General features: G+C 60.4%; 21 protein-coding genes and 1 pseudogene. 13 read left to right on the top strand and 9 right to left on the bottom strand.

What is annotated here, in order from left to right; translation table 11 throughout:
* The first annotated feature begins 81 nt into the window (after nucleotides 1-81).
* From WE862_RS12690 to maiA, 5 genes are all read left to right on the top strand, one after another.
* The gene (locus WE862_RS12690; protein ID WP_042029961.1) at nucleotides 82-699 is read left to right on the top strand and encodes a haloacid dehalogenase-like hydrolase; all 618 of its coding nucleotides are present in this window, start codon (nucleotides 82-84) and stop codon (nucleotides 697-699) included.
* A gap of 224 nt (nucleotides 700-923) precedes the next feature.
* Nucleotides 924-2,060 (top strand): 4-hydroxyphenylpyruvate dioxygenase, encoded by a 1,137-nt coding sequence (gene hppD, locus WE862_RS12695; protein WP_042029960.1) that lies wholly within the window; start codon nucleotides 924-926, stop codon nucleotides 2,058-2,060.
* Nucleotides 2,053-3,204: a homogentisate 1,2-dioxygenase gene (locus WE862_RS12700; protein ID WP_339058625.1), complete on the top strand. Its 1,152-nt coding sequence runs from the start codon at nucleotides 2,053-2,055 to the stop codon at nucleotides 3,202-3,204. The genes hppD and WE862_RS12700 overlap by 8 nt, the downstream gene beginning before the upstream one ends.
* A 10-nt stretch (nucleotides 3,205-3,214) precedes the next feature.
* A complete protein-coding gene (locus tag WE862_RS12705; protein ID WP_042029958.1) occupies nucleotides 3,215-4,210 on the top strand; it encodes a fumarylacetoacetate hydrolase family protein in 996 nt (331 codons plus the stop codon).
* Between the two features lie 68 nt (nucleotides 4,211-4,278).
* Nucleotides 4,279-4,917, top strand: coding sequence for a maleylacetoacetate isomerase (maiA, locus tag WE862_RS12710; RefSeq protein ID WP_042029957.1), 639 nt, complete (start codon nucleotides 4,279-4,281; stop codon nucleotides 4,915-4,917).
* Between the two features lie 157 nt (nucleotides 4,918-5,074).
* On the opposite strand, the gene asnB is transcribed toward maiA, so the two are convergent.
* The 4 genes and pseudogenes from asnB to WE862_RS12730 all read right to left on the bottom strand — a co-directional run bounded on the left by asnB (nucleotide 5,075) and on the right by WE862_RS12730 (nucleotide 9,816).
* The gene (gene asnB / locus WE862_RS12715; RefSeq protein WP_005344767.1) at nucleotides 5,075-6,739 is read right to left on the bottom strand and encodes an asparagine synthase B; all 1,665 of its coding nucleotides are present in this window, start codon (nucleotides 6,737-6,739) and stop codon (nucleotides 5,075-5,077) included.
* A gap of 192 nt (nucleotides 6,740-6,931) precedes the next feature.
* Entirely contained in the window at nucleotides 6,932-7,300 is a 369-nt protein-coding gene (locus WE862_RS12720; protein ID WP_042029955.1) for a cupin domain-containing protein, read from the bottom strand.
* A gap of 143 nt (nucleotides 7,301-7,443) precedes the next feature.
* Entirely contained in the window at nucleotides 7,444-9,018 is a 1,575-nt protein-coding gene (locus WE862_RS12725; RefSeq protein WP_042029954.1) for a cation:proton antiporter family protein, read from the bottom strand.
* A 51-nt stretch (nucleotides 9,019-9,069) separates the two neighbouring features.
* A pseudogene (locus WE862_RS12730) lies at nucleotides 9,070-9,816 on the bottom strand (HAD-IIA family hydrolase).
* 198 nt (nucleotides 9,817-10,014) lie between these two features.
* Between WE862_RS12730 and WE862_RS12735 the strand changes: the two are divergent.
* Nucleotides 10,015-11,049, top strand: a complete 1,035-nt coding sequence (locus WE862_RS12735) for an adenosine deaminase (protein ID WP_042029953.1) — start codon at nucleotides 10,015-10,017, stop codon at nucleotides 11,047-11,049.
* 100 nt (nucleotides 11,050-11,149) lie between these two features.
* Here WE862_RS12735 and WE862_RS12740 read toward each other — a convergent pair whose 3' ends face one another.
* From WE862_RS12740 to WE862_RS12755, 4 genes are all read right to left on the bottom strand, one after another.
* Nucleotides 11,150-12,136, bottom strand: a complete 987-nt coding sequence (locus WE862_RS12740) for a zinc-binding dehydrogenase (protein ID WP_042029951.1) — start codon at nucleotides 12,134-12,136, stop codon at nucleotides 11,150-11,152.
* Nucleotides 12,137-12,295: 159 nt separating this feature from the next.
* Nucleotides 12,296-13,405: an alkene reductase gene (locus WE862_RS12745; RefSeq protein WP_042029949.1), complete on the bottom strand. Its 1,110-nt coding sequence runs from the start codon at nucleotides 13,403-13,405 to the stop codon at nucleotides 12,296-12,298.
* A gap of 240 nt (nucleotides 13,406-13,645) precedes the next feature.
* Nucleotides 13,646-15,181 (bottom strand): TerC family protein, encoded by a 1,536-nt coding sequence (locus WE862_RS12750; protein ID WP_041209385.1) that lies wholly within the window; start codon nucleotides 15,179-15,181, stop codon nucleotides 13,646-13,648.
* 287 nt (nucleotides 15,182-15,468) lie between these two features.
* Nucleotides 15,469-16,395: a cation diffusion facilitator family transporter gene (locus WE862_RS12755; RefSeq protein ID WP_339058626.1), complete on the bottom strand. Its 927-nt coding sequence runs from the start codon at nucleotides 16,393-16,395 to the stop codon at nucleotides 15,469-15,471.
* Between the two features lie 166 nt (nucleotides 16,396-16,561).
* Between WE862_RS12755 and ydiJ the strand changes: the two genes are divergently transcribed.
* The 7 genes from ydiJ (at nucleotide 16,562) to WE862_RS12790 (ending at nucleotide 25,483) form a co-directional block, all read left to right on the top strand.
* The gene (gene ydiJ / locus WE862_RS12760; protein ID WP_042029948.1) at nucleotides 16,562-19,618 is read left to right on the top strand and encodes a D-2-hydroxyglutarate dehydrogenase YdiJ; all 3,057 of its coding nucleotides are present in this window, start codon (nucleotides 16,562-16,564) and stop codon (nucleotides 19,616-19,618) included.
* Nucleotides 19,618-20,106: a hypothetical protein gene (locus WE862_RS12765; RefSeq protein ID WP_042029946.1), complete on the top strand. Its 489-nt coding sequence runs from the start codon at nucleotides 19,618-19,620 to the stop codon at nucleotides 20,104-20,106. The genes ydiJ and WE862_RS12765 overlap by 1 nt, the downstream gene beginning before the upstream one ends.
* 108 nt (nucleotides 20,107-20,214) lie before the next feature.
* The gene (locus tag WE862_RS12770; protein WP_042029945.1) at nucleotides 20,215-20,700 is read left to right on the top strand and encodes a hotdog fold thioesterase; all 486 of its coding nucleotides are present in this window, start codon (nucleotides 20,215-20,217) and stop codon (nucleotides 20,698-20,700) included.
* A gap of 156 nt (nucleotides 20,701-20,856) precedes the next feature.
* Entirely contained in the window at nucleotides 20,857-22,752 is a 1,896-nt protein-coding gene (locus WE862_RS12775) for a DEAD/DEAH box helicase (RefSeq protein WP_041209390.1), read from the top strand.
* Nucleotides 22,753-23,082: 330 nt separating this feature from the next.
* Nucleotides 23,083-23,268 carry a hypothetical protein gene (locus WE862_RS12780; protein WP_339058627.1) on the top strand — a complete coding sequence of 62 codons (186 nt, stop codon included), beginning with the start codon at nucleotides 23,083-23,085 and terminating at the stop codon, nucleotides 23,266-23,268.
* A gap of 45 nt (nucleotides 23,269-23,313) precedes the next feature.
* Nucleotides 23,314-23,565 (top strand): hypothetical protein, encoded by a 252-nt coding sequence (locus WE862_RS12785; RefSeq protein WP_339058628.1) that lies wholly within the window; start codon nucleotides 23,314-23,316, stop codon nucleotides 23,563-23,565.
* 1 nt (nucleotide 23,566) lies between these two features.
* Nucleotides 23,567-25,483 (top strand): putative bifunctional diguanylate cyclase/phosphodiesterase, encoded by a 1,917-nt coding sequence (locus tag WE862_RS12790; protein ID WP_042029942.1) that lies wholly within the window; start codon nucleotides 23,567-23,569, stop codon nucleotides 25,481-25,483.
* A gap of 79 nt (nucleotides 25,484-25,562) precedes the next feature.
* On the opposite strand, the gene WE862_RS12795 is transcribed toward WE862_RS12790, so the two are convergent.
* On the bottom strand, nucleotides 25,563-26,885 hold the full coding sequence (locus WE862_RS12795; protein ID WP_042029940.1) for a Na+/H+ antiporter family protein: 1,323 nt from the start codon (nucleotides 26,883-26,885) through the stop codon (nucleotides 25,563-25,565).

The following is a 26,885-nucleotide window of genomic DNA, read 5'->3' on the forward strand; positions in this document are numbered from 1 at the left end:
GATGATAAGCCGCTCGCCAGCTGAACTTGTGGTGCCGAAAGAGGGGGGGGGAATCGAGAGTGCGGGAGTGGAGCGCGCTGGATCCTGGCCGACTTTGACGACACCCTGGCCCCCGGCGACAGCCATGCCGGCTTACTGCGCTATATTCTGCGCCGCAGGCTCTGGCCGCTATTGCTGTTGCCGGTGATTGCGCTGGGTGGGTTGGTCTATCTGGTTCCCAGCCAGCGGCGGCGCGGCATCTCCCTTATCTGGTGGGCCATCACGCTTTGGCTCTCTCCCCTCGGCTGGCGCAAGCTGGTGCGCGCCTATTGCAGCACCAGGCCGGGGCTGTATCGTCAGGCTCGCGAGCTGCTGCAAAGCGAGGGCGCGCGCTGCTGGGTGATCTCCGCCAGCCCCTGCGCACTGGTGCGAGCCCAGCTCTATCAGCAACTGCCCGGCCAGTTGCCCCACCGGATTATTGGCTCGCAGATGCACTACCGGCTTGGCGGCCTGATGCCGCGCTTCTACTGCCACGGTCAGCACAAGCTGCTGCCAGAGATCTGCGCCCTCGATACCGAGCTGGCCTTGAGCGACAGCCTGCACGATCTGCCGCTGCTGGGGTTGGGGAAAGAGGCGTGGTTGATCAATCCGACGCCCACGCGACTGCAAAAAGCCCGTGCCAGCTTGCCCCATCTGATGGTCAAAAACTGGCAACTGTAAGGCAAAGCTGACAGCCATGCGGGTCGTCACACGTTGATCCGCAGGGCTGCGGCTTGAATGTCACAATCCATTTACATCTTTTGCTGCCAGCTGAGAAAAACTATCTGCAGCCCGCCTCTTCTCTTCCTGCTACGCCCTGCCTCTAATGAAACAAGTTGTTAACACTTGCTGCGCCGCTGGGTGCCGCAATCCGTTTTAACCGAATCAAGAGCAAGGAGCGCCCGATGAATGCCACCTCTTCCGCCACCCATACCATCAATCCGTTAGGCACTGACGGTTTCGAGTTCGTCGAGTACACGGCCCCCGATGCCAAGGGGATTGCCGCCCTCAAGAGCCTGTTCGTCTCGCTCGGGTTTGCCGAGGTCGCCAAACATAAACACAAGCAGTGCTGGCTCTACCGGCAGGGGGATATCAACTTCGTGGTCAATGCCGAGCCCCACTCCCAGGCGGAGCAGTTTGCCAGCCTGCACGGGCCGAGCGTTTGCGGCATGGCATTTCGGGTGAGCGATGCGGGCAAGGCACAGCAGTACGCCATCGCCAAGGGGGCCAAGCCCTTTATCGGCAAGATTGGCCCGATGGAGCTCAATATTCCCGCCATCTACGGTATCGGCGAGAGCACCCTCTCCTTTGTCGACCGTTATGGCGACAAGGGCTCCATCTATGACGTGGATTTTGTCTTCTACCCCGACTGGCAGGCCCGGATGGCAGAGGTGGATGCCGGTCTTATCGAGATCGATCACCTGACCCACAACGTCCATCGCGGCAATATGGATGTCTGGTCCAATTTCTATGAGCGGATTGGCAACTTCCGCGAAATTCGCTACTTCGATATCGAGGGCAAGCTGACCGGGCTGCATTCACGCGCCATGACAGCCCCCTGCGGCAAGATCCGCATCCCCATCAACGAGTCGGCGGATGACAAGTCCCAGATTGAGGAGTACCTGCGCCAGTACAAGGGGGAGGGGATCCAGCACATTGCGCTCTCCTCGGCCGACATCTACCACACCATCCGCACCCTGCGCAGCCGCGGTACCGGCTTTATGCCGACCCCGGATACCTACTACGAGAAGGTGAATAGCCGGGTCGAGGGGCATCAGGAGGATCTGGCGGCCCTCAAAGAGCTGCGCATCCTTATCGACGGCTCTCCCACCAAGGATGGCATCCTGTTGCAGATCTTCACCGATACCGTGATTGGCCCGGTCTTCTTCGAGATCATCCAGCGCAAGGGCAACGAAGGGTTTGGTGAGGGCAATTTCAAGGCACTGTTTGAATCGATCGAGCTGGACCAGATCCGCCGTGGCGTGCTGGATGGCGGCGAGGATGAGAAGGGTGCCCGCAAAGAGGGAGCGAGCAATGCGTAACTGGATTAACTTCCCCCATCGGGAGGGCGCTCACTCCCGACAGGCTCATGCCGACCTGCCTGAACAGGCCATCTATGAGCGCGAGCTGGGGCGCAGTGGCTTTTTCGGCCCCGCCACCCACATGCACCACAAGCATGCCCCCACCGACTGGAGCAGTTGGGAAGGGCCGCTGCGGCCACGGCTGTTTGACTTGAATGCCCTGCAGGAGGAGGTAAGTTCGATCTCCCCCTGGGTGGCTCCCGACATTCTCAGCAACCCCCATTGCCGCTACCGGATATGGCGGCTCTCCGAGGCGATGCCGTTTCTGGTGCGCAACGCCGACGGCGACGAGCTGCTCTTTATCCACGAGGGGGGCGGCGAGTTCTTCTGCGACTACGGCCACCTGACCCTGCGCGATGGTGACTATGTGGTGATCCCCCGTGGCACCATGTGGCGCATCGAGCCGACGGCGCCCCTGTTCATCCTGATGATCGAGGCGACCAACGACAGCTACCAGCTGCCGGACAAGGGGCTGGTGGGCAATCACGCCATCTTCGACCCGACTGCGCTGGATGTGCCCGCCATCAACGAACGCTTTTTGGCCCAGCAGGATGAGAATCCCTGGTCGCTGCAGGTGAAGCGCCATGATCAGGTGTCGGTCATCACCTGGCCGTTCAACCCGCTGGATGCGCAAGGTTGGCACGGGGATTTGTGCGTGGTGCGCCTCAACTGGCGGGATATTCGCCCGCTGATGAGCCACCGCTACCATCTGCCGCCGTCGGCACACTCCACCTTTGTGGCGAGTCGCTTCGTGATTTGTACCTTCGTGCCGCGCCCCATCGAGAGCGACCCCGGCGCCCTCAAGGTGCCCTTCTATCACAGCAATGACGATTACGACGAGGTGCTCTTCTACCACGCCGGGGATTTCTTCAGCCGGGACAATATCGAGCGGGGCATGGTTACCTTCCACCCTGCCGGTTTCACCCACGGCCCCCATCCCAAGGCGTTTGCGGCGGGGCAGGCCTATGCCAAGAAGTTCACCGACGAGGTGGCGGTCATGCTTGATACCCGCGATGCGCTGAACGTCGGTAGCCTCTGCGAACGGATCGAGAACACCCGGTATGTCTCCAGCTGGCAGCGCCCGGACGCGGCTGCTGGCAAATAAGGAATCGCTTATGAAATTGGCAACATTGAACAATGGCAAGCGCGATGGCGCTTTGGTGGTGGTGAGCCGGGATCTGACCCGTGCAGTGCGGGTGAGCGAGATTGCCCCGACTTTGCAGGCCGCCCTCGATGAGTGGGCCGAGGCTGCCCCCAGTCTTGAGGCTGTCTATCAGCAGCTTAACGAGGGCCGCGTGGCCGAGGCGTTCCCCTTTGACGAAGCGTCTTGCCTCTCTCCGCTGCCGCGCGCCTACCAGTGGGCCGATGGCAGCGCCTACGTCAACCATGTGGAGCTGGTGCGCAAGGCCCGCGGCGCCGAGATGCCGGAGAGCTTCTGGCACGATCCGCTGATGTATCAGGGGGGCTCCGACAGCTTCCTCGCTCCCCGTGGGCCGATTGTCATGGGCTCCGAGGAGTGGGGGATCGATTTCGAGTCGGAAGTGGCCATCATCACCGACGACGTGCCGATGGGGGTAAGCCCGCAGGGTGCTGCCAGCCACATCAAATTGCTGATGCTGGTCAACGATGTAAGCCTGCGCAACCTCATTCCGGGCGAGCTGGCCAAGGGCTTTGGCTTCTTCCAGTCCAAACCATCGAGCGCCTTCTCGCCAGTGGCCATCACCCCGGATGAGCTGGGGGATGACTGGCGCGATGGCAAGGTTCATCTGCCGCTTCTGACTCACCTCAATGGTGCGCTGTTCGGTGCGCCCGAAGCTGGGGTGGACATGACCTTCAACTTCTTCGAGCTGATTGCCCATGCGGCCAAGACCCGCCCCCTTGGTGCGGGCTGCATCATCGGCTCCGGCACCGTCTCCAACTACGATCGCAGCGCAGGTTCATCCTGCATCGCCGAGCGGCGCATGCTGGAAATTCTTGATTGTGATCAAGCTATAACCCCCTATATGAAATTTGGTGATAGAGTGGCCATCACCATGCTGGATCGCAATGGCAAGAGCCTGTTTGGCACACTCTCCCAGCAAGTGGTGCAGGGTGGCAGCCAGACAGAGTGATGATCCCCGAGAGATGGGGGGCCGACAGGGGCGAGGCTGCCTGTCGGCTGACAAAAGAAGGACGAAGTATGTTGCAGTTGTTTGGCTACTGGCGCTCGTCAGCCAGTTTTCGGGTGCGGATCGTGTTGCAGCTCAAGGGACTGGATTATGAGCAGCACCCGATCAATTTGCGGCAGGGGGAGCAGCGCGAGAAGAGTTACAAACGGATTAACCCGCAGGGGTTGGTGCCCTTTCTGGTGGATGGCGATGTGCAGATCGGTCAGTCGGTCGCCATCATGGAGTACCTTGACGAAACCTATCCCGCCCACCCCCTGATGCCCTCGGCCCCCGAAGCGCGTGCCAAGGTGCGCCAGATAGTCAACATGATCGCCTGTGATATCCACCCGCTCAACAATCTGCGGGTGCTTAACTATCTGGAAGAGCACTTCAGAGTGGGCAAGGAGCACGAGGCGGTTTGGTATCGCCACTGGATTGACGAAACCTTCACCGCCCTCGAACAACTGCTGATGACTACCGCCGGTATCTACTGTGTCGGCAACGAAGTGACCCTGGCCGACTGCATGCTGGTGCCCCAGGTCTACAACGCCCGCCGTTACGACATGACGCTGGACGCGTATCCGACCATCAACCGCATCGTCGCCAACTGCGAACAGTTGCAGGCCTTTATCAAGGCGGCCCCTGCCAACCAGCCGGATGCCCAGCACTGATATCATCAGGGTGTCTTGACCAGCAGCCCAATCCTTTATCTCTTTGGTTGGGTTATTTCATTAATGCCAGTGCGTTAATGGGGCAAATTAAAAGCCTCTCGTTAAGAGAGGCTTTATCAACACATATACCTTTGTTCATCGACTGCCAATCAGCAGATCAATACCCCTGCTGGTGCACGTCCATTACGGCGCGGCCGGACGGGTCGGCCATCTCTTTGAACTTGGCATCCCACTCCAGCGCGGTGGGAGTGGAGCAGGCGACCGACTTGCCGTAGGGCACGGTACGGGCGGCAGCTTCCAGCGGGAAGTGCTCGTCGAAGATGGCGCGGTAGAAGTAGGCCTCCTTGGTGAGCGGGGTGTTGATGGGGAAGCGGAATGCGGCCGCTTCGAACATCTGATCCGTCACCTCTTGTTCTACCATGGCTTTCAGGCTGTCGATCCATGAATAACCCACGCCATCGGAGAACTGCTCCTTCTGACGCCATGCCACTTCATGGGGCAGCAGATCCTCGAACGCTTCGCGCAGGATGTGCTTCTCAATCTTGCCTTTGCCGCACATCTTGTCAGCCGGCTGCAGGCGCATCGCCACGTCCATGAACTCCTTGTCGAGGAAGGGCACACGACCTTCCACGCCCCAGGCGGCCATCGATTTGTTGGCGCGCAGGCAGTCATAGAGGTGCAAGGAGGCGAGCTTGCGCACGTTCTCTTCGTGGAACTCTTTGGCGTTGGGCGCCTTGTGGAAGTAGAGATAGCCACCGAACAGCTCATCGGAGCCTTCGCCGGAGAGCACCATTTTGATCCCCATCGCCTTGATGTAGCGGGCCATCAGATACATTGGCGTGGAGGCGCGGATGGTGGTGACGTCATAGGTCTCGAGGTGATAGATGACGTCGCGCAGGGCATCCAGACCCTCCTGCACGGTGAAGTGGATCTGGTGGTGGATGGTGCCCAGATGGTCAGCCACCTTGCGGGCGGCGGCGAGATCAGGTGAGCCTTCCAGCCCGACGGCGAAGGAGTGCAGTTGCGGCCACCAGGCTTCGCTCTTGCCATCGTCCTCGATGCGGCGCGCCGCATAGAGCTTGGTGATGGCGGAGATGACGGAGGAGTCCAGCCCGCCGGAGAGCAGCACGCCATAGGGCACGTCGCACATCAGCTGGCGCTTGACCGCCGCTTCCAGCGCCGCTTTCAGCTCGGCCTTGTCGCTGACGTTGTGCTCGACCGCGCTGTATTCCATCCAGTCGCGCTTGTACCACTGTTTGAGCTCGCCATCCTTGCTCCACAGGTAGTGTCCCGGCGGGAAGGTTTCGACGCTCTTGCAGACCGGTACCAGCGCCTTCATCTCGGAGGCGACATAGAAGTTGCCGTGCTCGTCGCGACCGGTATAGAGGGGGATGATCCCCATGTGGTCGCGACCAATCAGGTAGGCATCCTGTTCGGCGTCATAAAGGATAAAGGCAAAGATGCCGTTGAGATCGTCGAGAAACGCCGGGCCCTTCTCCTTGTAGAGCGCCAGCAGCACTTCACAGTCTGATTTGGTCTGGAACTGGAAGTCGACCTTGAGGGTCTTTTCCAGCTCTTTGTGGTTGTAGATCTCGCCGTTGACCGCCAGCACATGGGTGCGCTCGGGGTTGTAGAGCGGCTGGGCGCCATTGCCCGGGTCGACGATGGCCAGACGCTCATGCACCAGAATGGCTTTGTCGGAGCTGTAGACACCGGACCAGTCAGGCCCGCGGTGACGAAGTCGCTTGGACATCTCCAGCGCCGATTTGCGCAGGGCTACTGCATCGGACTTGATATCCAGAATGCCGAAAATTGAACACATTGGCGGTAATCCTCTTGATTTTTATATGAGCCCCCCACGTTTGGGCTCGAAATTCCATTTACATTCCTCGTCAGACACAATGCCTAGCGGAAAAACCTTTTGCAAGCGGGAAAACCGCAGAAAATCATGCCGTAAGCGTCAAGCGGATCAACAGGATAAGGGCTGCTGCAACGGGGCTGGGTGACGTGAGCGTCAAGTCGAGGCGGGTTCGAAGATGACGTAGACCTTGCGACAGGGGGTAAGGGTTTCCCACTCTCCGACAAAACCGGCGGGAATGACAAATTGATCGCCGGGTTTGAGGGCCAGCTGGCCGCCCAGACTATCGTGGATCACCACATCCCCTTCCAGCAGCTGGCAATACTCGTGCTCGGTGTAGTGGATGGCCCAGCGGCCCGGCTCGCAAGCCCAGAAGCCGATGTGAAACTGCTGGCTGGGATCGGAGTAGTGGTTCCACACCGTCTGACTCGGGTTGCCCGCTTTAATGCGCTCGGGGGCAGGCATCAGCGGGATGGGGGCCGCCTCATGGCGGTCGAGCAAAATCCAGTCGTTGAGGGTCTTCATGGTGCCTCCTTGGCTGCGGCAGATAGGAAAGCGGGGCCATCCAGGCCCCGCGTTTGTTCGTTTTATTAAACGAGGTTGTGCATAACTTAAACGATGATCATTCCCTTGCCAAGAGCCCTTGCCAAGGGCCGCTGGCCGCAGGATCAGAGCGGCTGCAAACGGCGGATCACATGGCGGGCAAAGCCGCTGCCCGCTTCGTTGTAGACGTTGAACACCGCATCCACCCCCTGCTCCTTGAGGGAGGCGATATCATCCTCGAAGCGGACGATGGCGGCGATCTTGCCGGCAAAACCGTGGCTGCGCAGCTTCTCGATGGCGTAGAGATTCCCCGAGTGGTGGGGCATCGCCAGCAGCACCAGATTGACCTGATTGGAGAGCAGCACCTTGTCCCAGAAGTCGGTATCGGTGGCATCCCCCTCGATGACGTTCATCCCCTGGGCGCGCAGGGTCGGCAGCTTCTCGCTGTCGTTCTCCACCCCGAGGATGACGTTGCCGTACTTGTTCTCCAGCTCGAAGTAGGCCCCCTGACCGATCCGCCCCATGCCGAGGATGATCACCTCCGCATCGCCAAGCTCGATGGGTCTGTCTTCCGGATGGAGGTTGCTCGCCTGCAGCCCCTTGAGCCAGTGACCGATGCGATGGTAGATCCGCTCGCTCTGGGCATTGAGCGGAGCGGAGATCATGAAGCTTGCCGCCAGCGCCAGCGAAACCGCCACCAGCCACTCGTGGGAGAGCCAGCCCGCCTTGGCGGCGATGGCCGCGACGATCAGGCCAAACTCCGAGAAGTTGGTGAGCGCCAGGGTGGAGAGCAGCGCGGTGCGCACTCGCAGGTGCGCGCCGCTGTAGACCAGATAGTAGAGCGCGCTTTTGAGCGGCAGGGCCAGCACCAGCGCCAGTGCCAGCAACATGGTGTCGTGGGTCGGCAGACCGTTGAGGCCGATGGTGAGGAAGAAGCAGATAAGAAACAGGTCTTTGAGGTTGAAGAGCGCCTTGGCCAGCCCTGCTGCGGCAGGATGGGAGGCGAGCATCATGCCGATGATAAGGGCTCCCAGATCCGGCTTGAGGCCGACAACTTCAAAACCGGCGGCGCCCACCACCAGCGCCAGAAAGACCCCGAACAGCACCTGCAGCTCGCCGTGACCGGCCCGCTCCAATAGCTTGAACAACAATGGGCGCAGCAGCGGCAGCCCCAGTATCCAGAGCGCCCAGATGCTGGGCCACTTGCCGCTGGAAAACGCCAGAAACGCCACCGCGAACACATCCTGCATCACCAGCACGCCGATGGCGATGCGGGCGTAGAGGGCGTTCATGTCGCTGCGATCTTCCAGCACCTTGACCGCGAAGACGGTGCTGGAGAAGGAGAGGGCAAAGCCCAGCAGCAGTGCCAGCTTCCAGTCCAGCGACAGGGCCAGCACCAGCCCGAGCCCCTTGCAAACCAGCAGCACCACGGTAAAGAGCAGGGTGGAGAGCAGCAGATGCAGGCTGGTGGTGCCCCACACATCGCGCCGCATCAGGGTCTTGATATTGAGCTTGAGACCGATGGTGAACAGCAGCAGGGTGACGCCGAGATCGGCGATCTCGTTGAGGGCCGGGGTGTTGTGATAGCCCATGCCATTGAGGATAAAACCGGCGGCCAGAAAGCCGAGCAGAGGGGGCAGGCCAATCAGATTGACCAGCATGCCGCAGCCAAAGGCCACGGCGATGAGAATGGGTTCCATAACAGGTCCAGCTGGGGCAGGGGAGACCTGCCCGGTTTAAATCCTTGGGTATCAGACGATATCGATGTCGACCACGGAGTCGAAGATGTGGTTCGGCCGAAACGGCATGCGGTCGATATCGGCGACCTTGCTCACCCCGGAGAGCACCAGCACCGTCTCGAGGCCTGCCTGAAAGCCCGCCAGAATGTCGGTGCGCAGGTTGTCGCCGATGATGATGGTGTCGTCGGAGTGGGCCTCCATCCGGTTCAGTGCCGCACGGATGATCCAGGCGCTCGGCTTGCCGACATAGAACGGCTTCTTGCCTGTCATCCGCTCGATGGGGGCGCACAGGGCGCCACAGGCCGGGTGCATCATGGGGCCGTGGGTATCGGGGTTGGTGGCGATAAAGCGGGCCCCCTGATCGACAAACTTGGCCCCCTGCTGGATCATGGTTCAGTTGTAGTTGCGGGTCTCGCCCACCACCACGAAGTCGGGGTCGATATCGGTGATGGTAAAGCCGGCCTTGTAGAGCTCGTGGGTCAGCGCCCCTTCACCGATCACATAGGCCTTCTTGCCATCCTGACGCTTGAGAAAGTCGGCGGTGCCCATGGCGGAGGTGTAGAAGCACTCCTCCGGCACCTCGATCCCGGCGGAGCGGAAGCGGTTTTGCAGATCTTTCTGGGTCTGGGCCGGGTAGTTGGTCAGAAACAGCAGCTTGCTGCCCTGCTCCAGCAGGCGATGGACGAAGCGGTCGGCGCCGGGAATGAGATCGTTGTTGTGCAGGATGACACCGTCGATGTCACAGATGACGTTCTTCATGAAAACTCCTTGTCAGGGCGCAGACGAGCTGCCAATCGGTAAGACGTTCAATCATTTATGATTTTTGTGACGCCATTATAAATCTGTTTGATGACAAGTCTCCCCTGTCTTGCAACTTGAGCGCACAATAAGCATGAAGTCGGGGCAATCGTGTGGAGGGGTTGCCCCCGGGATCTGGTCGCTGATGGAGCCGTCGCCATGGATAACCCTATTGCCGAACACTTTATAGCCGAATTGCCCAAGCTGGAGCTGCACCTTCACATTGAGGGCACCCTTGAACCCGAGCTGATGTTCGAGCTTGGCAAACGCAACAATGTGCCGCTGCCCTGGCCCGACGTGGCCAGCGTGCGCGCCGCCTATGACTTTGACTGCCTGCAATCCTTTCTCGACCTCTACTATCGCGGTGCCAGTGTGCTGGTGACCGAGCAGGACTTCTTCGACCTCACCTGGGCCTATCTTGAGCGGTGCGCCGCCGACAAGGTGGTGCATGTGGAGATCTTCTTCGACCCGCAGACCCACACTGCCCGCGGTATCCCCTTTGCTACCGTGCTCGGCGGTATCGAGCGGGCGCTGCAGCGCGGGGAGCAGGAGTTTGGCATCAGCTGGCGCCTTATCATGAGCTTTTTGCGCCACCTGAGCGAGGATGAAGCGTTCGCTACGTTGGCAGAGGCCGAGCCCTTCCTGTCACGGATCCACGGCATCGGCCTCGACTCGGGGGAGAAGGGCAATCCGCCCAGCAAGTTTGCCCGGATTTTTGCCAAATGCCGCGAGCTGGGGCTGCCGGTGGTGGCCCATGCGGGCGAAGAGGGGCCTGCCGACTACATCTGGCAGGCGATCAACGAGCTGCAGGTATGCCGCATCGATCATGGGGTGCGCTCGGCCGACGATCCCGAGCTGCTCCGCTATCTGGCCGATACCCGGCTGCCGCTCACCGTCTGCCCCCTCTCCAACACCCGGCTCAAGGTGTTTGACCAGATGGCCCACCACAATGTGCTGCGACTGCTGGAGCAGGGGATCTGCGTCACCATCAACTCCGACGATCCCGCCTATTTTGGCGGTTACATGGGGGCCAACTTTGCGGCGCTGGCGGACGAGCTTGGCGCCACTGCGGATCAGCTTTGCCGCCTCTCGCTCAATGCGGTGGAGGCGAGCTGGCTGAGCTTGGCCGACAAGGCGCGGCTGACCCGTGATATTCGCACGCATGCCGCCCGCCACGGGGTGCAGCTGCACTGAGTCAGGCGCAGGTTAATCCCGGATGCAAAGAGGCCCGCTATCACGGGCCTCTCTTATTTTCAGTTGCGAGCGTTTCTGCTGCTGGTGGATGACGCCCGCGCTATGCCACTCGCACCAGAAACTTCTCGCCCTGTCCTTCGCGCTTGAAGCGCTCGAGCAGGGCGGGCAGTTCCTCAAAGTCGCCCACCACCAGCGGCGGCAGGGTCAGCTCGCCGCTCGCCATCTGCTCCATCATGTTGACACCGGCGGCGACCAGTCGGCTCCACTGCTTGTCCGAGCCAAAGGCGTGCTGGGCGCCCAGCGCAATCTCGTGCAACGAGTGGCAATGGCTAAAGGCGGGCAGCGGGTTGTGCGGAATACGCCCCAGCACAGTCACCATATGGCCGTAGTAGCCAAGGGCGGGCAGCAGGCTCTCTGCCTGTTGGCTCGAGACCAGATCGATGATCCCCTCGAACGGCTCGTTGCCGTTGGCGGCCTGCAAGGTGGCAAGCCAGGCGGGATCCCGATAATCGGCCACCCCCTGCACCCCGATCTGTTTGAGCCACTGATGGTGGCGTGGGCTGGCGCTGGCGAAGACCCGCGCTCCTTGCTGGAGGGCGAGCTGCACCGCAAAGCGGCCGACGCTGCTGCCGGCGCCGGTGATGAGCAGCGCTTCCCCGTGCAGGCGCGGCAGCTTGGCCAGTGCCTGCCAGGCGGTGAGACCGGGACAGGGCAGGGCGGCGGCCGCCTCATCACTCAGGGCATCGGGGACCGGCAGCAGGGCGCGCGCCGGTACCCGAGTGTGGCGGGCAAAGCTGCCGTGGTGGCGCAGATCGGTGTGGTAGGCGACCCGGGCGCCGAGACGCAGATGACTGACGTTGGCGCCGAGCGCCACGATCGTGCCCATGCCATCGACGCCGGGCACCTGACCATCCTGCCAGTGGGAGTGACCATATTCGATCAGCTTCCAGTCTACCGGATTGAAGGCGATGACCCGGTTGGCCACCAGTACCTCATCGGGGCCAAGGGGGGAGAGCGGGAGGTCGGCGAGGGTGAGTTGCTCCGGTTCACCCGGGGCATGCCAGCACCAGGCTTGGGTGTGATTCATGATGACTCCTTGCGAAACAGTGGGGAGAGCTTGATGAGATTATTGCAACAGCAAGACAGTAAAACTTCCACTGTTGCAATTGCGCAACAATACGGCAGGCCCCAACCTGTGGGGCCTGCTTAACGTGGTTTGCTGGCCATTGGCAAGCAACGGCCGGTTTTATGCGTCATCGGCCTGATAGGTCGGGTAGTCGGTCAGCCCCTTCTCGCCGCCGCCAAACAGGGTGGCCGGATCGTGGGGGGCCAGCGGATAGCCGTGGTGCAGCCGCTCCGGCAGATCCGGGTTGGCGACGAAGGGACGGCCAAAGCCAATCATGTCGGCCCAACCCGCCTTGAGGGCGGCGCGCGCCCGCTCGCCGTCATATTTGCCGGCATAGATCAGGGTGTTGGGGAAGGCATCGCGCAGACCCTGCTTGAAGTTCTCCGGCATCAGGGGGGCATCGTCCCAGTCCGCTTCGGCGATGTGCAGGTAGACCACGTTGAGTTGGCCCAGCAGGCGGGCGGCGGCCAGATAGGTCTCCTGCGGGTTGGCATCGACGGTGCCGTTGAGGGTGGTGAGCGGCGCAAGACGCACCCCGACCCGGTCAGCGCCGATCTCGCTGCAGACCGCTTCGGTCACCTCTTTGAGGAAGCGCAGCCGGTTCTCCAGCGAACCGCCGTAGCCGTCGGTGCGGGCGTTGGACTCGGAGTCGAGGAACTGGTTGATGAGATAGCCGTTGGCGGCGTGCAGCTCGATGCCGTCAAAACCGGCGCTGATGGCGTTGCGAGCCGCCTGACGGAACTGGCCCACCACCGCATCGATATCGGCCTGGGTCATGGCGCGCGGGGTGACGGTCTCGACAAAACCGGGGGCATCGCTGCCGTTATCGACAAACACCTTGACGCCGACCGCGGGCAGGGCCGAGGCCGAGATGGGCTGGGCGCCGCCGATGTTGTCGGGATGGGTGACCCGACCCACGTGCCAGAGCTGGGCGAAGATGGTGCCATGTTTGGCATGAACGGCGTCGGTCACCAGCTTCCAGCCTGCGATCTGATCGGCGCTGTAGATACCCGGCGTCCAGGCGTAGCCCTTACCCATGGGATCGATCTGGGTGCCCTCGCTGATGATAAGGCCGGCACCGGCGCGCTGGGCGTAGTAGCTGGCCATCATGGCGTTGGCCACATCACCCGGCTGACTGGCACGGGAGCGGGTCATGGGGGGCATGACGATGCGGTTGGCAAGGTGCAGCTGACCCAGTCGCTGCGGGCAAAACAGGTGATCGTGGCTCATCTTGAGTTCCTCATGGTGGGAGTGAGGTTGACTCTAGCCGCCAATAGCGTTGCAACAAAGAGGGGTAATTGCACCATTGAATTGCACTGAATGCAGCAATCGTGGCTGGCAGAGGATAAACGTCGCGCCGGATGGCTGGCGGGGTCGAGCGGGCGCCGCAATCGGTGCATCACATGCAAATGAAAGGCGAATAAAAAAGAGGGCTCACAGGCCCTCTTCTCATGGTGGTTTTACGCAGGATTAACCGGCGACCGGCATCACCCGTACCCGCTCGATGCGCCGCTCGCTCACCTCCAGCACCTCGAAGTTGAGCGCCTGCAGTTGCAGCTGCTGGCCCGGGGTGGGCAGGGTGCCGAAGTGGGAGAGCAGCATGCCGGCCAGGGTCACGTACTCGTCACTCTCGCTCACCAACCCCTCGTGCTCCAGCACCTGCTCCACATGGTGGATGTTGGTGCTGCCATTGATGAGCCACCCTTCGCCATCGCGGATCATGTCCGGGGTTTCGTCTTCATCCGGCAGTTCGCCGACGATCGCCTCCAGCAGGTCGTGGGTGGTGACCAGTCCCTGGATCACGCCGAACTCGTCGGCCACCAGAATGAGGCTCCCCTTCGCCTTGCGCAGCTCCGCCAGCAGCTTAATCACGTTGATGGTCTGCGGCACGATAATGGGGTCGTTCTGCTTGGCCAGCGCGCTTAAGGATTGCCCTTCGTTGAGGGCAAACAGCAGGTCGCGCGCCTTGACCACGCCGATCACCTCGTCCAGATCCCCGTCACAGACCGGGAACAGGCTGTGGGGTTCGCGTTGCAGCAGGATGCGGATATCCTCGCTGGTGTCGTTGATGTCGATCCAGGCCATCTCGGAGCGTGGCGTCATGATGGTGCGGATGGAGCGCTCGGCCAGCGACAGCACGCCGGTCACCATGTAGCGCTCCTCCTCGCCAAAGCTCACCGGTGCGGCGGCCGGGGCATCCAGATCGTCATCCGGTCGGTCCTGATACGCCTTGCTCCCCATCAGCTTGAAGATGGCGGCGGTGGTACGCTCGCGCAGCGGCTGTTTGGCTTCGTGGCGCATGGCGCTGTGCTGGGCCAGCTGGTTGAAAAACTCGATTAGCACCGAGAAGCCGATGGCCGCGTAGAGGTAGCCCTTCGGAATATGGAAGCCGAAGCCCTCCGCCACCAGGCTGAAACCGATCATCAGCAGGAAGCTCAGGCAGAGCACCACCACGGTCGGGTGGGCGTTGACGAAGCGGGTCAGCGGCTTGGAGGCGAGCACCATCACCACCATGGCGATGGTCACCGCGGCCATCATCACGCCGAGGTGTTCCACCATGCCGACCGCGGTAATGATGGAGTCCAGCGAGAAGACCGCGTCCAGCACCAGAATTTGGGCGATCACCACGCCGAAGCTGGCGTAGGCGCCGACCGGGCCATCATCGTGGGGTTTGGCCTCCAGCCGCTCGTGCAGCTCGGAGGTGGCCTTGAACAGCAGGAAGATACCGCCCCCCATCAGGATCAGATCGCGACCGGAGAAGGGGTGATCCCAGATATGCAAAATGGGGGTGGTGAGGGTGACCAGCCACGACATCACGCTCAAGAGCACCAGCCGCATCAGCAGGGCGAGGCCAAGGCCGAGTACGCGCGCCTTGTCCCGCTGGGCGGGGGGCAGCTTTTTCACCAGAATGGCGATGAAGACCAGGTTGTCGATCCCGAGCACGATCTCGAGAATGATCAGGGTAAAAAGACCGATCCAGATATGGGGATCCAGCAGCAATTCCATTATGTGACCTCAAAAAAACAGACAGAGCGAACAGTGAACAGGGCTAGCGAAAGCCGCAGCGACAGCAAGGCAATGGCGTTATTCAGAGGCGCTGGTTAAGCAGAAACAGATAGCTTTTGACGGGAAGAAACGAAGGGCAACTTCGGGGATTGTCCATGATGGGCAATAAAACCTCGGGTTAAAAATGAGCCCTGATGATAGCGGCTGGCGCCAATTTGGCAAGTGGGCGGTGTCGGGATGTGACGCAGCCGGTGGAGGCTGGCAGCCAGCCTCCACCGGTTATCGGGTTACAACCAGCGCTTTTCGCGGGTGAAACAGACCGAGAGCCAGGCATCGCCCAGGGTATCGCCGAGGCGGGGCCAGAGCTCCTGACGCAGGGCATCCTGCCGCTCGACGGGCCACTCCTGACCCGGGGCGACCAGAATGTTGAGTTCGAGATCGAAGCGGCGACCGCTTTTCGCCAGATGGCTGTAGCACTCGACGCCGTGACGCTGGCGCAGCGCCTCGACTTCGTTCTCGACCAGCTGGGAAACATCCCCTCTGGGGGCGATTTTCAGCACTTCCCGCAGGTTGCGACCGAGCACCTTGATGGGAATGAGGGTGGCGCAGAGGGCCAGCAACGAGACCAGCACCGGGTCGATATAGCGGTTGTATTGGCCGTAGCCGATGGCATCGAGGCCGATGGCGACCACGAAACCGATAAGCAGGGTGGCGCTGAGCAGGGTATCCACCAGCCACTCCTTGGAGTCTACCCGCACCAGTTCGGAGTCAACCTGCTCGGCGACCTGGGCTTCAATCCGGTAGAGGATGGCGCAGAAGAAGGTGGAGACAACGGCATAGATGAGGGCATGACCGAGATCGATCTCCCGTCCCCCTTCAAACAGGGTGGTGAGGCCGTTGTAGAGTGCCGCCAGACAGAGCAGCAGAATAATGGAGCCGTTGATGACGTTGGCGATGGGCTCGAAGTGCGCATAGCCATACTGGAAGCGGTCATCGGAGGGGCGGGTAACGAGGTAGGCGGTAACCAGACCAAGGCCTGTCATGCCCATGCTGAACAGGGTAAAGATACCATCGAGCATGATGGCGTTGGAGCCAACGAACAGGCCATAGCCGATGCCGAAGATGGCGAAAGTGATGCAGCCAAACAGCGACAGGGTGAGCGCCTGCTTCTCTGTGGTGACCAGCGTACTGATAACATGGCTGTGGTGAGCCATAAAAGTCCTCCTTTCAAATGGTTAATATTGCTACGCGCAAGCGGTTTTCGAGCTGATATACTGCCCGCTCACATGTGAGCGGACTGGCCTGATTGCCATTGACGGGCGATGGGTCAGTCGTAGTCGCCGGGGTGCCGGCATCAAGCAAATAAGGGAACAAGGATTCATGATCCCGAGACTCGATTACCAGGACAGTTTGTCACCCACAACCCTGTCGTTCCTAGAGTTGCTAGGGCGCAGCGCCTTTCGTGGTGATATCGAAAAGTCTTATGCAAGCCGGTTGGCGATGGCGACGGACAACAGCGTCTATCAGGTAGTACCTCAGGCGGTTCTCTATCCGCGCAGTGCGGACGACATAGCAGTGATGCTCAAGCTGGCGGCGGAGCCGGCGTACCACACTCTGAGTTTTTTCCCTCGCGGTGGCGGTACCGGCACCAACGGTCAGTCATTGGGCGGCGGCATTATCGTCGATCTCTCCCGTCATATGAACCAGATCATGGAAATTAATCTGGAAGAGGGGTGGGTGCGCGCTCAGGCCGGGGTGGTGAAAGACCAGCTCAACGCCTACTTGAAACCCCACGGCTACTTCTTCTCGCCTGATCTCTCCACCTCCAACCGCGCCACCCTGGGTGGCATGATCAACACCGACGCCTCGGGGCAGGGCTCGCTGGTTTACGGCAAAACCTCGGATCACGTGCTGGGTCTCAAAGCGGTGCTGGAGAATGGTGACCTGATGGCGACCGAGCCGCTGACCGGTGAGCGACTGGCCGACAAGCTGGCGCTGGAGAATCGGGAAGGGGAGATCTATCGCACCCTCTATCGTATCGGCAAGGAGCGCCGCGCCGACATCGAGGCGACCTTCCCCAAGCTCAACCGCTTTCTGACCGGCTACGATCTCAAGCACCTCTATCAACCCGATACCGACACGCTGGATGTGAGCCGGGTGCTGTGCGGATCTGAAGGGTCTCTCGGCTTTATCACCGAAGCCAAACTAAATATCACTCCCATCCCGCGCTATCGCACCTTGGTCAACGTCAAGTACGACAGCTTCCCCTCCGCCCTGCGCAATGCCCCCTTTATGGTGCAGGCGCAGGCTCTCTCGGTGGAGACGGTGGATTCCCGGGTGCTCGGGCTGGCCCGCGCCGACATCATCTGGCATTCGGTCAAAGAGCTTATTCAGGATGTGCCCGGCAAGGATCTGCAGGGGCTCAATATTGTCGAGTTTGCCGATACCGACGAGGCAGAACACAAGGCCAAGGTGGTAGAGCTCTGCCGCCGTATCGATGATCTGCTGGCCAACGGTGAAGCCGGGATCATCGGCTATCAGGTGTGTGATCACCTGCCGAGCATCGAGACCATCTACGCTATGCGCAAGAAGTCGGTGGGGCTGCTCGGCAACGCCGAAGGGCGCAAGAAGCCGGTGGCCTTCACCGAAGATACCGCGGTGCCGCCAGAGTCGTTGGCCGATTTCATCATGGAATTTCGCGCCCTGCTTGACGCCCATGGCCTTGACTACGGCATGTTCGGCCACGTCGATGCCGGTGTGCTGCACGTGCGCCCGGCGCTCGATTTGTGCGACCCCGAACAGGAGGTGCTGCTGCGGCGCATCTCCGATCAGGTGGTGGCCCTCACCGCCAAATATGGCGGCTTGATGTGGGGCGAGCACGGCAAGGGTTTTCGCTCCGAGTACAGCCCCGCCTTCTTTGGCGAGCTGTGGGAAGAGCTGCAGCGGGTCAAGGGGGCGTTCGACCCGGCCAACCGCATCAACCCGGGCAAGATCTGTATCCCCTATGGCAGCGATGCCGAGCTGGTATCGGTGGATGGGCCCAAGCGCGGCAAGTTTGACCGCCAGATCCCGGTGGCGGTGCGCGAGAGTTATACCCGGGCCCTCGATTGCAACGGCAACGGTCTCTGCTTCACCTTCGAAACTGACTCCCCCATGTGTCCCTCGGTCAAGATCAGCCGCGATCGCCGCCACTCCCCCAAGGGGCGGGCGGGACTGATGCGCGAATGGCTGCGTCAGCTGGCGGAGCAGGGCTTCGACCCGTTGGCGGAAGAGGTGGCACTTCACTCCGGCGGCGTGCGCTTCAAACAGCTGGTGGACAAGGTGCGCAACAGCTGGGCCAAACAGCGCGGCGAGTATGACTTCTCCCACGAGGTGATGGAGGCGATGGCGGGCTGTCTGGCCTGCAAGGCGTGCACCAGTCAGTGCCCGATCAAGGTGGATGTGCCCGATTTTCGCGCCCGCTTTATGCAGCTCTACCACGGCCGCTACCTGCGCGCCCCCAAGGATTACTTCGTCGGCACCGTTGAGAGCTATGCGCCGCTGCTTGCCAAAGCGCCGAAGCTGGTCAACTTCTTCCTCGAAAAAGAGTGGGCCCAGAAGGCGGCCGAAAAGGGCATCGGCATGGTCGATGTGCCGCTCTTGAGCGTGCCGACTCTGGCTGAGGAGCTGCGCGATAACCGCGCCCGTTACTTCGACCTGACGGGTCTGGAGGCCATGACTCCCGAGCAGCGCCAGAAGGTGGTGCTGATCGTGCAGGATCCCTTCACCAGTTATTACGATGCCCCCGTGGTGCGGGATCTGGTGAAACTCGCCGGCAAGCTCGGGTTCCAGCCCTATTTGCTGCCCTTCAAGCCCAACGGCAAGCCACAGCATATCAAGGGGTTCCTGCGCGCCTTTGCCCGCACCGCGGCGAGCAGCGCCCAGTTCCTCAACAAGATTGCGGCGCTCGGCATCCCCATGGTGGGGGTGGATCCGGCCATGGTGCTCTGCTATCGCGACGAGTACGTCAAGGCGCTGGGGCCGGCGCGCGGTGATTTTCAGGTTATGTTGCCGCAGGAGTGGCTGCTCTCGCTTCCGGCCGACGTGCTGCCGAAACGTGAAGATCAGACAACCGAGCCTTGGTATCTCTTTGCCCACTGCACCGAGAAGACTGCCAAGCCCTCGACCCACGGCGACTGGGGCACCCTGTTTGGCCGCTTTGGCGCCAAACTGCAACCGGTCCCGGTCGGTTGCTGCGGCATGGCGGGCACCTATGGCCACGATGTCAAACAGGTGGAGAACTCCAAGGGCATTTATGGGTTGAGCTGGGCCGAACCGCTGGCCCGCTTGCCACAGGATCGCTGTCTGGCTACCGGTTATTCCTGCCGCAGTCAGGTCAAACGGATGGAGGGAGAGAAGATCAAACATCCGCTGCAAGCCTTGCTGGAGCTGCTCTGATGCTGCGATTTCCCAAGCGGTTTCGGGTGCCGAAAGCCTATCGGCACCCGCGTTTCTTGTTATTGCCCGCCACCCCCGCTCAGGCGGTGGTGGAGTTTGTCGCCATCCTGCGCGAGCGCGAGCAACTCCATCAGCTGTTTCGGCCAAACGATCTCTGGCCCTCCGCCAATTTCAGCCTGAGTCAGCACGAAGGAGATCTGGAGTGGCAGCAGTCGGAGTTTCTGGCCAAGCGCTCCTTTGCCTATGGCCTCTGGAGTCCGGATCGGGAGCCGCAATTCTGGGGCGGGGTTTATCTCTACCCCTCGGTACTGCCAGAAGTGGAGGCGGAGCTCTTTTTCTGGAAGGTAACTGAGGCCCCTATCAGTGATGAAGAGTTGGAAGGGCTGCTGCGCGACTGGCTCGCCAACGTGTGGCAGTGGTCAGAGCCTCGCTTGCCGGGTCGGGAGATGCCCTGGGCCGAGTGGCCCGGCGTCACCTACCCGTGGTAAGGGGGAGGTTTCAGGTTTTTTCCTGCCCCGGCTGCTGGCCGGGGCAGGCTTGTTGTGCAATGCAGTGATGCTCCATTTTCCCCATGCAATTGAAGGAGTGCTCTTTTCATGAGTCAGGAATCATCCTCCATCTGGCGCAGACCCATGAGTCTTGAAGGGCTCAACGCCAGCTCCCGCAATACCCTGATGGCCCACCTCGACATCATCTATACCGCCTTTGGCCCCGACTGGCTGGAGGCTACCATGCCGGTGGATCACCGTACTCACCAGCCCCTTGGTATGCTGCACGGTGGTGCCTCTGTGGTGCTGGCGGAGACGCTGGGATCGCTCGCAGCCAACATGGCGGTCGGGCCTGACAGTTATTGTGTGGGTCTGGAGGTGAACGCCAATCATCTGCGAGCCAAGCGGGAAGGGGTGGTAACGGGGCGCTGCTCGCCACTGCATCTGGGGGCGACGACTCAGGTGTGGCAGATAGAAATTCGCGATGAACGTGGTCGTTTATTGTGCACCAGCCGGTTGACCATGGCGGTGCTCAAGCACAAGCGGGGCAAGGACTCCGGAGAGGAACGATCTGCAATAACGCATCATGAGTGAAAAATAAGCAAGCTTAACTCGCAAGATCCCTCTATAATTGCCAACGTCTTGAGAGGCTTATCACATTTTTCAAGACAGCAGAACAAAGTGGCGCTATAATCGCCGCCTTTTTGCTATTCCGCGGTGTTAGCCGCCTGCCTTAATCTGGAAGAATCTATGTCTGATACCGAACAACTGCCCCTTTTTAGTGAGCTTGGACTGGCCGCGCCTGTATTGAAAGCGCTGCAGGACGTGGGCTATGAGCGCCCGTCCCCCATCCAGGCCGCAGCAATTCCCCACCTGATGGCGGGCCACGATCTGCTGGGGCAGGCGCAAACCGGTACAGGGAAGACCGCTGCTTTTGCCTTGCCTCTGTTGTCTCGTCTGGAAGCTGGTAACCGCAACACCCAGATCCTGGTGCTGGCGCCGACTCGCGAACTGGCTCTGCAGGTGGCTGAAGCGTGCCAACGCTATGCCCACCACATGCCTGATTTCCACGTGCTGCCCATCTACGGTGGCGCCTCCTACGAAACCCAGACCCGCGCTCTGCGTCGTGGTGCTCAGGTTGTCGTCGGTACTCCGGGCCGCGTGATGGATCTGATCCGTCGCAAGAACCTGGATCTCTCCGGTCTGAAAGCTCTGGTGCTGGACGAAGCGGACGAAATGCTGCGTATGGGCTTCATCGACGACGTGGACTGGATCATGGATCAGTGCCCAGCCGGTCGTCAGGTTGCGCTCTTCTCCGCCACCATGCCGGAGCAGATCCGTCGTGTGGCTCAGAAGCACCTGAAGCAGCCCAAAGAGATCAAGATCGCTTCCAAGACTGCTACCGCTACCACCATTCGTCAGCGTTACTGGCAGGTGACCGGTCTGCACAAGCTGGACGCCATGACCCGTCTGCTGGAAGTCGAGCCCTACGAAGCTCTGCTGGTGTTCGTGCGTACCAAGAACGCCGCTGAAGAGCTGGCTGGCAAGCTGGCCGCTCGTGGCCACGCCTGTGAAGCGCTGCACGGCGACATTCCGCAGAAGCTGCGTGAGCGTACCGTTGACAAGCTGCGTCAGGGCCAGCTGGACATCCTGATCGCCACCGACGTAGTTGCCCGTGGTCTGGACGTTGAGCGCATCACTCACGTAGTGAACTACGACATTCCGTACGACACCGAATCCTACGTTCACCGTATCGGCCGTACCGGTCGTGCCGGTCGCAAGGGCGAGGCCATCCTGTTCGTGGCTCCTCGCGAGCGCCGCATGCTGCGCGCCATCGAGCACGCAACCCGTCAGGCCATCGAGCCGATGAAGATGCCGAGCACCGAGGACATCAACCAGCACCGTCTGGCCAAGTTCAAAGAGCGCATCCGCGAAACCATGATGGGTGAAGAGCTCGAGATCTACCACAACCTGGTAAACGAGCTGATCGAAGAAGATTCTGCCGATCCGCTGGAACTGGCTGCCGCACTGGCCAAGCTGGTACAGGGCGACCAACCGCTGCTGCTGGATGACTCCATCCCGGATCCGCTGTTCAACAACAGCAACGATCGCGGTGGCTTCGAGCGTCGTGACTTCAATGACCGCGGCGGTCGTGACTTCGGTGACCGTGGCGATCGTCCGGCCCGTCGTATGCCGTCCCTAGAGCCGCGTCCGCTCAAAGACAATCCGGACGTTGAGATGGAGCGCTACCGCGTAGACGTGGGTGCCCATCACGGCGTCAAGCCGGGCCAGATCGTGGGCGCCATCGCCAACGAAGCGAACATCGAGAGCCGTTTCATCGGCAACATCGACATCGCTGATGACTTCTCTACCGTCGACCTGCCCAAGGGCATGAGCGCCGATGTGCTGGAAGTGATCAAGAAAGCCCGTGTTTGCCAGCGTCCGCTGCAGATCACTCGCTACACCGAAGTACCGGCCGGTGGCAACACCAGCAGCCGTCCGCCGCGCGGTGATCGTCCGTTCCGTGGCGACCGTCCTTTCAACAAGGATCGCCGTCCGCAGGGTGACCGTCCCTTCAACAAGGATCGCCGTGAAGGCGGTTTCGACAAGGGTCGCAAGTTCGGTGGCAAGCGCCGCGACAGCTAATACCTGATTGGTAATGCCAGAAGGCCGCTCATTGAGCGGCCTTTTTTTATGATTTTTCCTGATGGCGCTTAGCTATAGCGAATAGAGGGTGCACAACCAACTTCGGTGATAGAAATGAGAGCCAAAAGGGCATTATTTTTTTGTTAAACGGTTGTGAGTCATAGGGGAGTGGTGTCATCCTGTCTCAGGACATTGAGGTCGTAGTCAATAAGGTGTGCCTCTGGTTGTGTTGTGTGGCTGCGACTTTAGTCGGTATCCCCTCTCTTTCGTTTGCATATGGCAGAAGAGAGTACGATTAATAAACTGAACACAATGACATGGAGGTTCATCATGACTGGATGGTTTGGCAGAGTGCTGTTGTTGTCCGGGTGTCTCGTATCAAGCGTGGTGTTGGCAGACGATGCGTTTCTGACGATTAAGGGTGATGGGTGTTGCAATGGCAAGGGGCAGATTAGTCTGACCCGGGCCGAGTTTGAGGCACTGCCGCAAAGCGAAGTGACCACCAAAACGCCCTGAACCGAAGGTAGTCACACTTACCGCGGGGTGTTGCTGCGGGAGCTGGTGAAGAAATACGGCCTAAAGAGTAGCGAAGTGAAGGCGGTGGCCGTCAATGATTACTGGGCTGCCGTGCCTGTCGAGGATGGTGACAAGTATCCTGTGCTGGTTGCCGAGAAGCAGGATGGCAAGCCGCTGACCCTGCGCAACAAAGGACCTCTCTGGATTATCTACCCGCTCTCCGATTACCCCGACCTGAACAAGGAGCTCTATCACAGCCGCATGGTGTGGCAGCTGATTGGGCTAGAGAGCAAGTAACATGCTGCGCGGCAAGTTTGTCAGCCTGATCCTGATGGTGACTGCCTTTTTGGGGGTCGCCATCTGGTCGGTTTGGAACTATGACCGCGCATTCAATGCTGTTACTCGCTATACCCAGTTGTCAGCGTGGGCGTTGGCACAGTTGGAGCTGGAAGTTCACGGTTTTGGCGAATCGCTCCAGCTTTATCGCGCCGGCTCAGTGAGCCAGGAGGAGATGAACAAGCGGTTTGACATCGCCTGGAACCGACTTGATGTTTTCCTCCACGGTGAAGAAGCAAAGCCGGTCAGGGCCCGTTTCGGGGCAGATAAAGCAGCTGGCAAACTGATGAGCCTGTTTGAGGAATATGAGCAGGATGTCGTCAGTGGACAGCGTGATTCGGCGCGTCTGGCCCGTTTCTCTGTGGATCTTACTCAGGATCTGGCGGCAATCCGCGATGTCATGGTGAAGAATTTTACCGGCCCCTCTGCCATTGCCCAGCGCGAGCTGCTCAATGAGTCGCGTACCCAGAACTTTGCCATTCTCGCCTTTCTGATGTCGGCAACTATGGTGATGCTGGTGATGTTGTTTCGCGAAGTACGTCACCAGCAGTTTCTGGCGTGGAATGATCCCCTGACCCGTCTCCCCAATCGGGCGGCGCTTATCAAGCACCTGAAGTTGCGGGCTGCCTATCGTGGCGGCGGCAGCAGTATCACTGTCTGCCTGGTGGATCTGGGCCACTTTCGTGAAGTGAACGACAGCCTGGGATATGAGATAGGGGATGGACTGCTTAAACAGCTGGCCGAACGGATTCATAGCGTGGCGGCGACCGGTATTTTTGTGGCCCGCACCGGCAGTGACGAGTTTGCCATCATTATCTCCGGCGCTATGCCGACCTATCTGCGTTTCCCCTTTCTGGAGCAGCTGCGCACCGAGTTGGCCGATCTGGCCTTTGCGGCAGATCCGGCGCACCGGGTCAGGGTCTTTATGGGGGTGAGCCAATACGCTCGTCCGGTACATACTCCGGAAGAGATGCTGCTGTTTGCCGATATCGCCCTCGATAGTGCCAAGCGCCAGCGGCTTCATCGTTCAGTGGTCTTCTCCCGAGCCATGCATCAACACTACCTGCGCAACCGCCGCCTCTCGACCGAGCTGCGTGAATTGATCCAGAGCCCCGAGTGCCAGCAGCTCTGCCTCTACTATCAGCCGATAGTGCGTGGTCAGAGTGCTGTCCGGCTGGGAGCCGAGGTGCTGATCCGCTGGCATCATCCGGAATATGGTTTTATTCCGCCGCTCGATATCATCGCGCTGGCAGAGGAAAACGGTCTGGGAGAGGCGCTGGGGCTCTGGATTTTCCACCGTTTGCAGCGTGACCTTTCCATCTTCCCGAGCGATCTGGTGGAGCTGCTGGAGATCTCGGTCAACCTCTCCAGCTCCATGTTCAATATGGGGCTGGCTGCCAATGTCGAGGAGAGGATGAGTGTCGGTCCGCTCGGGTTACAGCAGTTGATCGTGGAATTGACCGAGACCATAGCGCTGGATGATATCGAGCTGAGCAAGCAGATCATCGCCTCACTGCGCCACATCGGGGTGCGGGTGGCACTCGATGATTTTGGAACCGGCTGGTCATCATTCTCATATCTGCGTGAGCTCTATTTCGACAAGCTCAAGATTGACCGCTCCTTTATTACCGCCATCGACAACGATACCCGGCAGGCACTCTTTGTTGAGGCTATCACCTCGCTCTCTCATCAGCTGGGGGTGCGCGTCGTGGCCGAAGGGGTGGAAAACAACGACGAACTCAAGGCGGTGTTGAGCATAGGAGTGGACGAGATCCAGGGTTACTTCTACTCAAGGCCGTTGACCTTGCAGGACTTTCTCCAGTTCTGCCACCGCTACTTTGTCAATCGCGCCATCATGCAGGAAGTGGCGCTCGGGTAGAGCAGCAAACAACTTGCCATCAGCAACAAAAAGGCGGCCGACAGGCCGCCTTTGCTATCTAGACAGTGCCATTTTCAGGTCAGAGCACCATGGCGGCAATCCAACCGAAGATAACCAGCGGGATATTGTAGTGGATGAAGGTGGGTACCACGCTGTCCCAGATATGGTCGTGCTGGCCATCGGCGTTGAGGCCTGATGTGGGGCCGAGGGTGGAGTCCGAAGCAGGCGAGCCTGCGTCCCCCAGAGCACCGGCGGTACCGACCAGCGCGATGATCGCCATGGGAGAGAAACCCAGCTGCAGGCAGAGCGGCACATAGATGGTGGCGATAATGGGCACGGTGGAGAAGGAGGAGCCAATCCCCATGGTGATGAGCAGGCCCACCAGCAGCATCAGGAAGGCGGCAATGCCTTTGTGCTGACCGATAGAGCTGGAAACGACCTGAACCAGGCTCTCGACGCCGTGAGTCGCCTTCATGACGGCAGCAAAGCCGGCGGCGGAGATCATGATGAAGCCGATCAGCGACATCATGCGTACCCCCTGGGTGAAGGCATCCTGGCTCTCGCGAAACTTGATGACACCACCGCAGGTGAAGATGACGAACCCGGCCAATGCCCCCAGCACTATGCTGTTGGTCATCAGCTGGAGACCAAGTGCGACGCCGATAGCCAGCAGAGCAACCCAGATATGGTTGAGATTGAGCTCGACGGTTTCCGGTTCGGCTTCCAGGATCTTGGCCAGGTCATACTGGCGCGGCTTGCGATAACTGAAGAAGACCGCAATCAGCAGACCCAGCACCATGCCACAGCCCGGGATGGCCATGGCCAGCGGGATCTGGCTGGAGGTGATCGGCACCCCGTTATCGATAAGGTTCTTGGCCAGAATATTGTTCAGGAAGATGCCGCCAAAGCCGACCGGCAGCACCATATAGGTGGCGGTCAGGCCGAAGGTGATGACGCAGGCCACCTGACGACGGTCGATCTGCATCTGCGCCATCACGTGGAGGAGAGGCGGGATCAGGATCGGAATAAAGGCGATATGCACCGGGATGATGTTTTGCGAGGAGATGGACACTGCCAGAACGGATGAGAGCAGCAGGGTCTTGACCCACAAAATGCGGCTGCTGCTGGCATCCTTGCCCAGCTGGCTGATCACCTTGCTGGCCAGCAGGTCGGTGATCCCGGAGCGGGAGATGGCGACGGCAAAGGCCCCCAGCATGGCGTAGGAGAGGGCAATCTCGGCGCCGCCACCCAGGCCGCCGCTGAAGGTAGTCAGGGTATCGGTCAGGGAGAGCCCGCCGACCAGGCCGCCAGCAATGGCGCCCAGCGCAAGTGAGACCACCACATTGATCCGCAGCAGACTGAGCACCAGCATCAGTCCGACTGCGATAACAACTGGATTCAT

This window comes from Aeromonas jandaei, assembly GCF_037890695.1.
GTDB lineage: Bacteria > Pseudomonadota > Gammaproteobacteria > Enterobacterales > Aeromonadaceae > Aeromonas > Aeromonas jandaei.

Coding starts and splice junctions, on each gene's coding strand:
- hppD (WP_042029960.1), top strand. CDS start 924: ATGAATGCCACCTCTTCCGCCACCCATACCATCAATCCGTTAGGCACT.
- WE862_RS12700 (WP_339058625.1), top strand. CDS start 2,053: ATGCGTAACTGGATTAACTTCCCCCATCGGGAGGGCGCTCACTCCCGA.
- WE862_RS12705 (WP_042029958.1), top strand. CDS start 3,215: ATGAAATTGGCAACATTGAACAATGGCAAGCGCGATGGCGCTTTGGTG.
- maiA (WP_042029957.1), top strand. CDS start 4,279: ATGTTGCAGTTGTTTGGCTACTGGCGCTCGTCAGCCAGTTTTCGGGTG.
- asnB (WP_005344767.1), bottom strand. CDS start 6,739: ATGTGTTCAATTTTCGGCATTCTGGATATCAAGTCCGATGCAGTAGCC.
- WE862_RS12720 (WP_042029955.1), bottom strand. CDS start 7,300: ATGAAGACCCTCAACGACTGGATTTTGCTCGACCGCCATGAGGCGGCC.
- WE862_RS12725 (WP_042029954.1), bottom strand. CDS start 9,018: ATGGAACCCATTCTCATCGCCGTGGCCTTTGGCTGCGGCATGCTGGTC.
- WE862_RS12735 (WP_042029953.1), top strand. CDS start 10,015: ATGGATAACCCTATTGCCGAACACTTTATAGCCGAATTGCCCAAGCTG.
- WE862_RS12740 (WP_042029951.1), bottom strand. CDS start 12,136: ATGAATCACACCCAAGCCTGGTGCTGGCATGCCCCGGGTGAACCGGAG.
- WE862_RS12745 (WP_042029949.1), bottom strand. CDS start 13,405: ATGAGCCACGATCACCTGTTTTGCCCGCAGCGACTGGGTCAGCTGCAC.
- WE862_RS12750 (WP_041209385.1), bottom strand. CDS start 15,181: ATGGAATTGCTGCTGGATCCCCATATCTGGATCGGTCTTTTTACCCTG.
- WE862_RS12755 (WP_339058626.1), bottom strand. CDS start 16,395: ATGGCTCACCACAGCCATGTTATCAGTACGCTGGTCACCACAGAGAAG.
- ydiJ (WP_042029948.1), top strand. CDS start 16,562: ATGATCCCGAGACTCGATTACCAGGACAGTTTGTCACCCACAACCCTG.
- WE862_RS12765 (WP_042029946.1), top strand. CDS start 19,618: ATGCTGCGATTTCCCAAGCGGTTTCGGGTGCCGAAAGCCTATCGGCAC.
- WE862_RS12770 (WP_042029945.1), top strand. CDS start 20,215: ATGAGTCAGGAATCATCCTCCATCTGGCGCAGACCCATGAGTCTTGAA.
- WE862_RS12775 (WP_041209390.1), top strand. CDS start 20,857: ATGTCTGATACCGAACAACTGCCCCTTTTTAGTGAGCTTGGACTGGCC.
- WE862_RS12780 (WP_339058627.1), top strand. CDS start 23,083: ATGACTGGATGGTTTGGCAGAGTGCTGTTGTTGTCCGGGTGTCTCGTA.
- WE862_RS12790 (WP_042029942.1), top strand. CDS start 23,567: ATGCTGCGCGGCAAGTTTGTCAGCCTGATCCTGATGGTGACTGCCTTT.
- WE862_RS12795 (WP_042029940.1), bottom strand. CDS start 26,885: ATGAATCCAGTTGTTATCGCAGTCGGACTGATGCTGGTGCTCAGTCTG.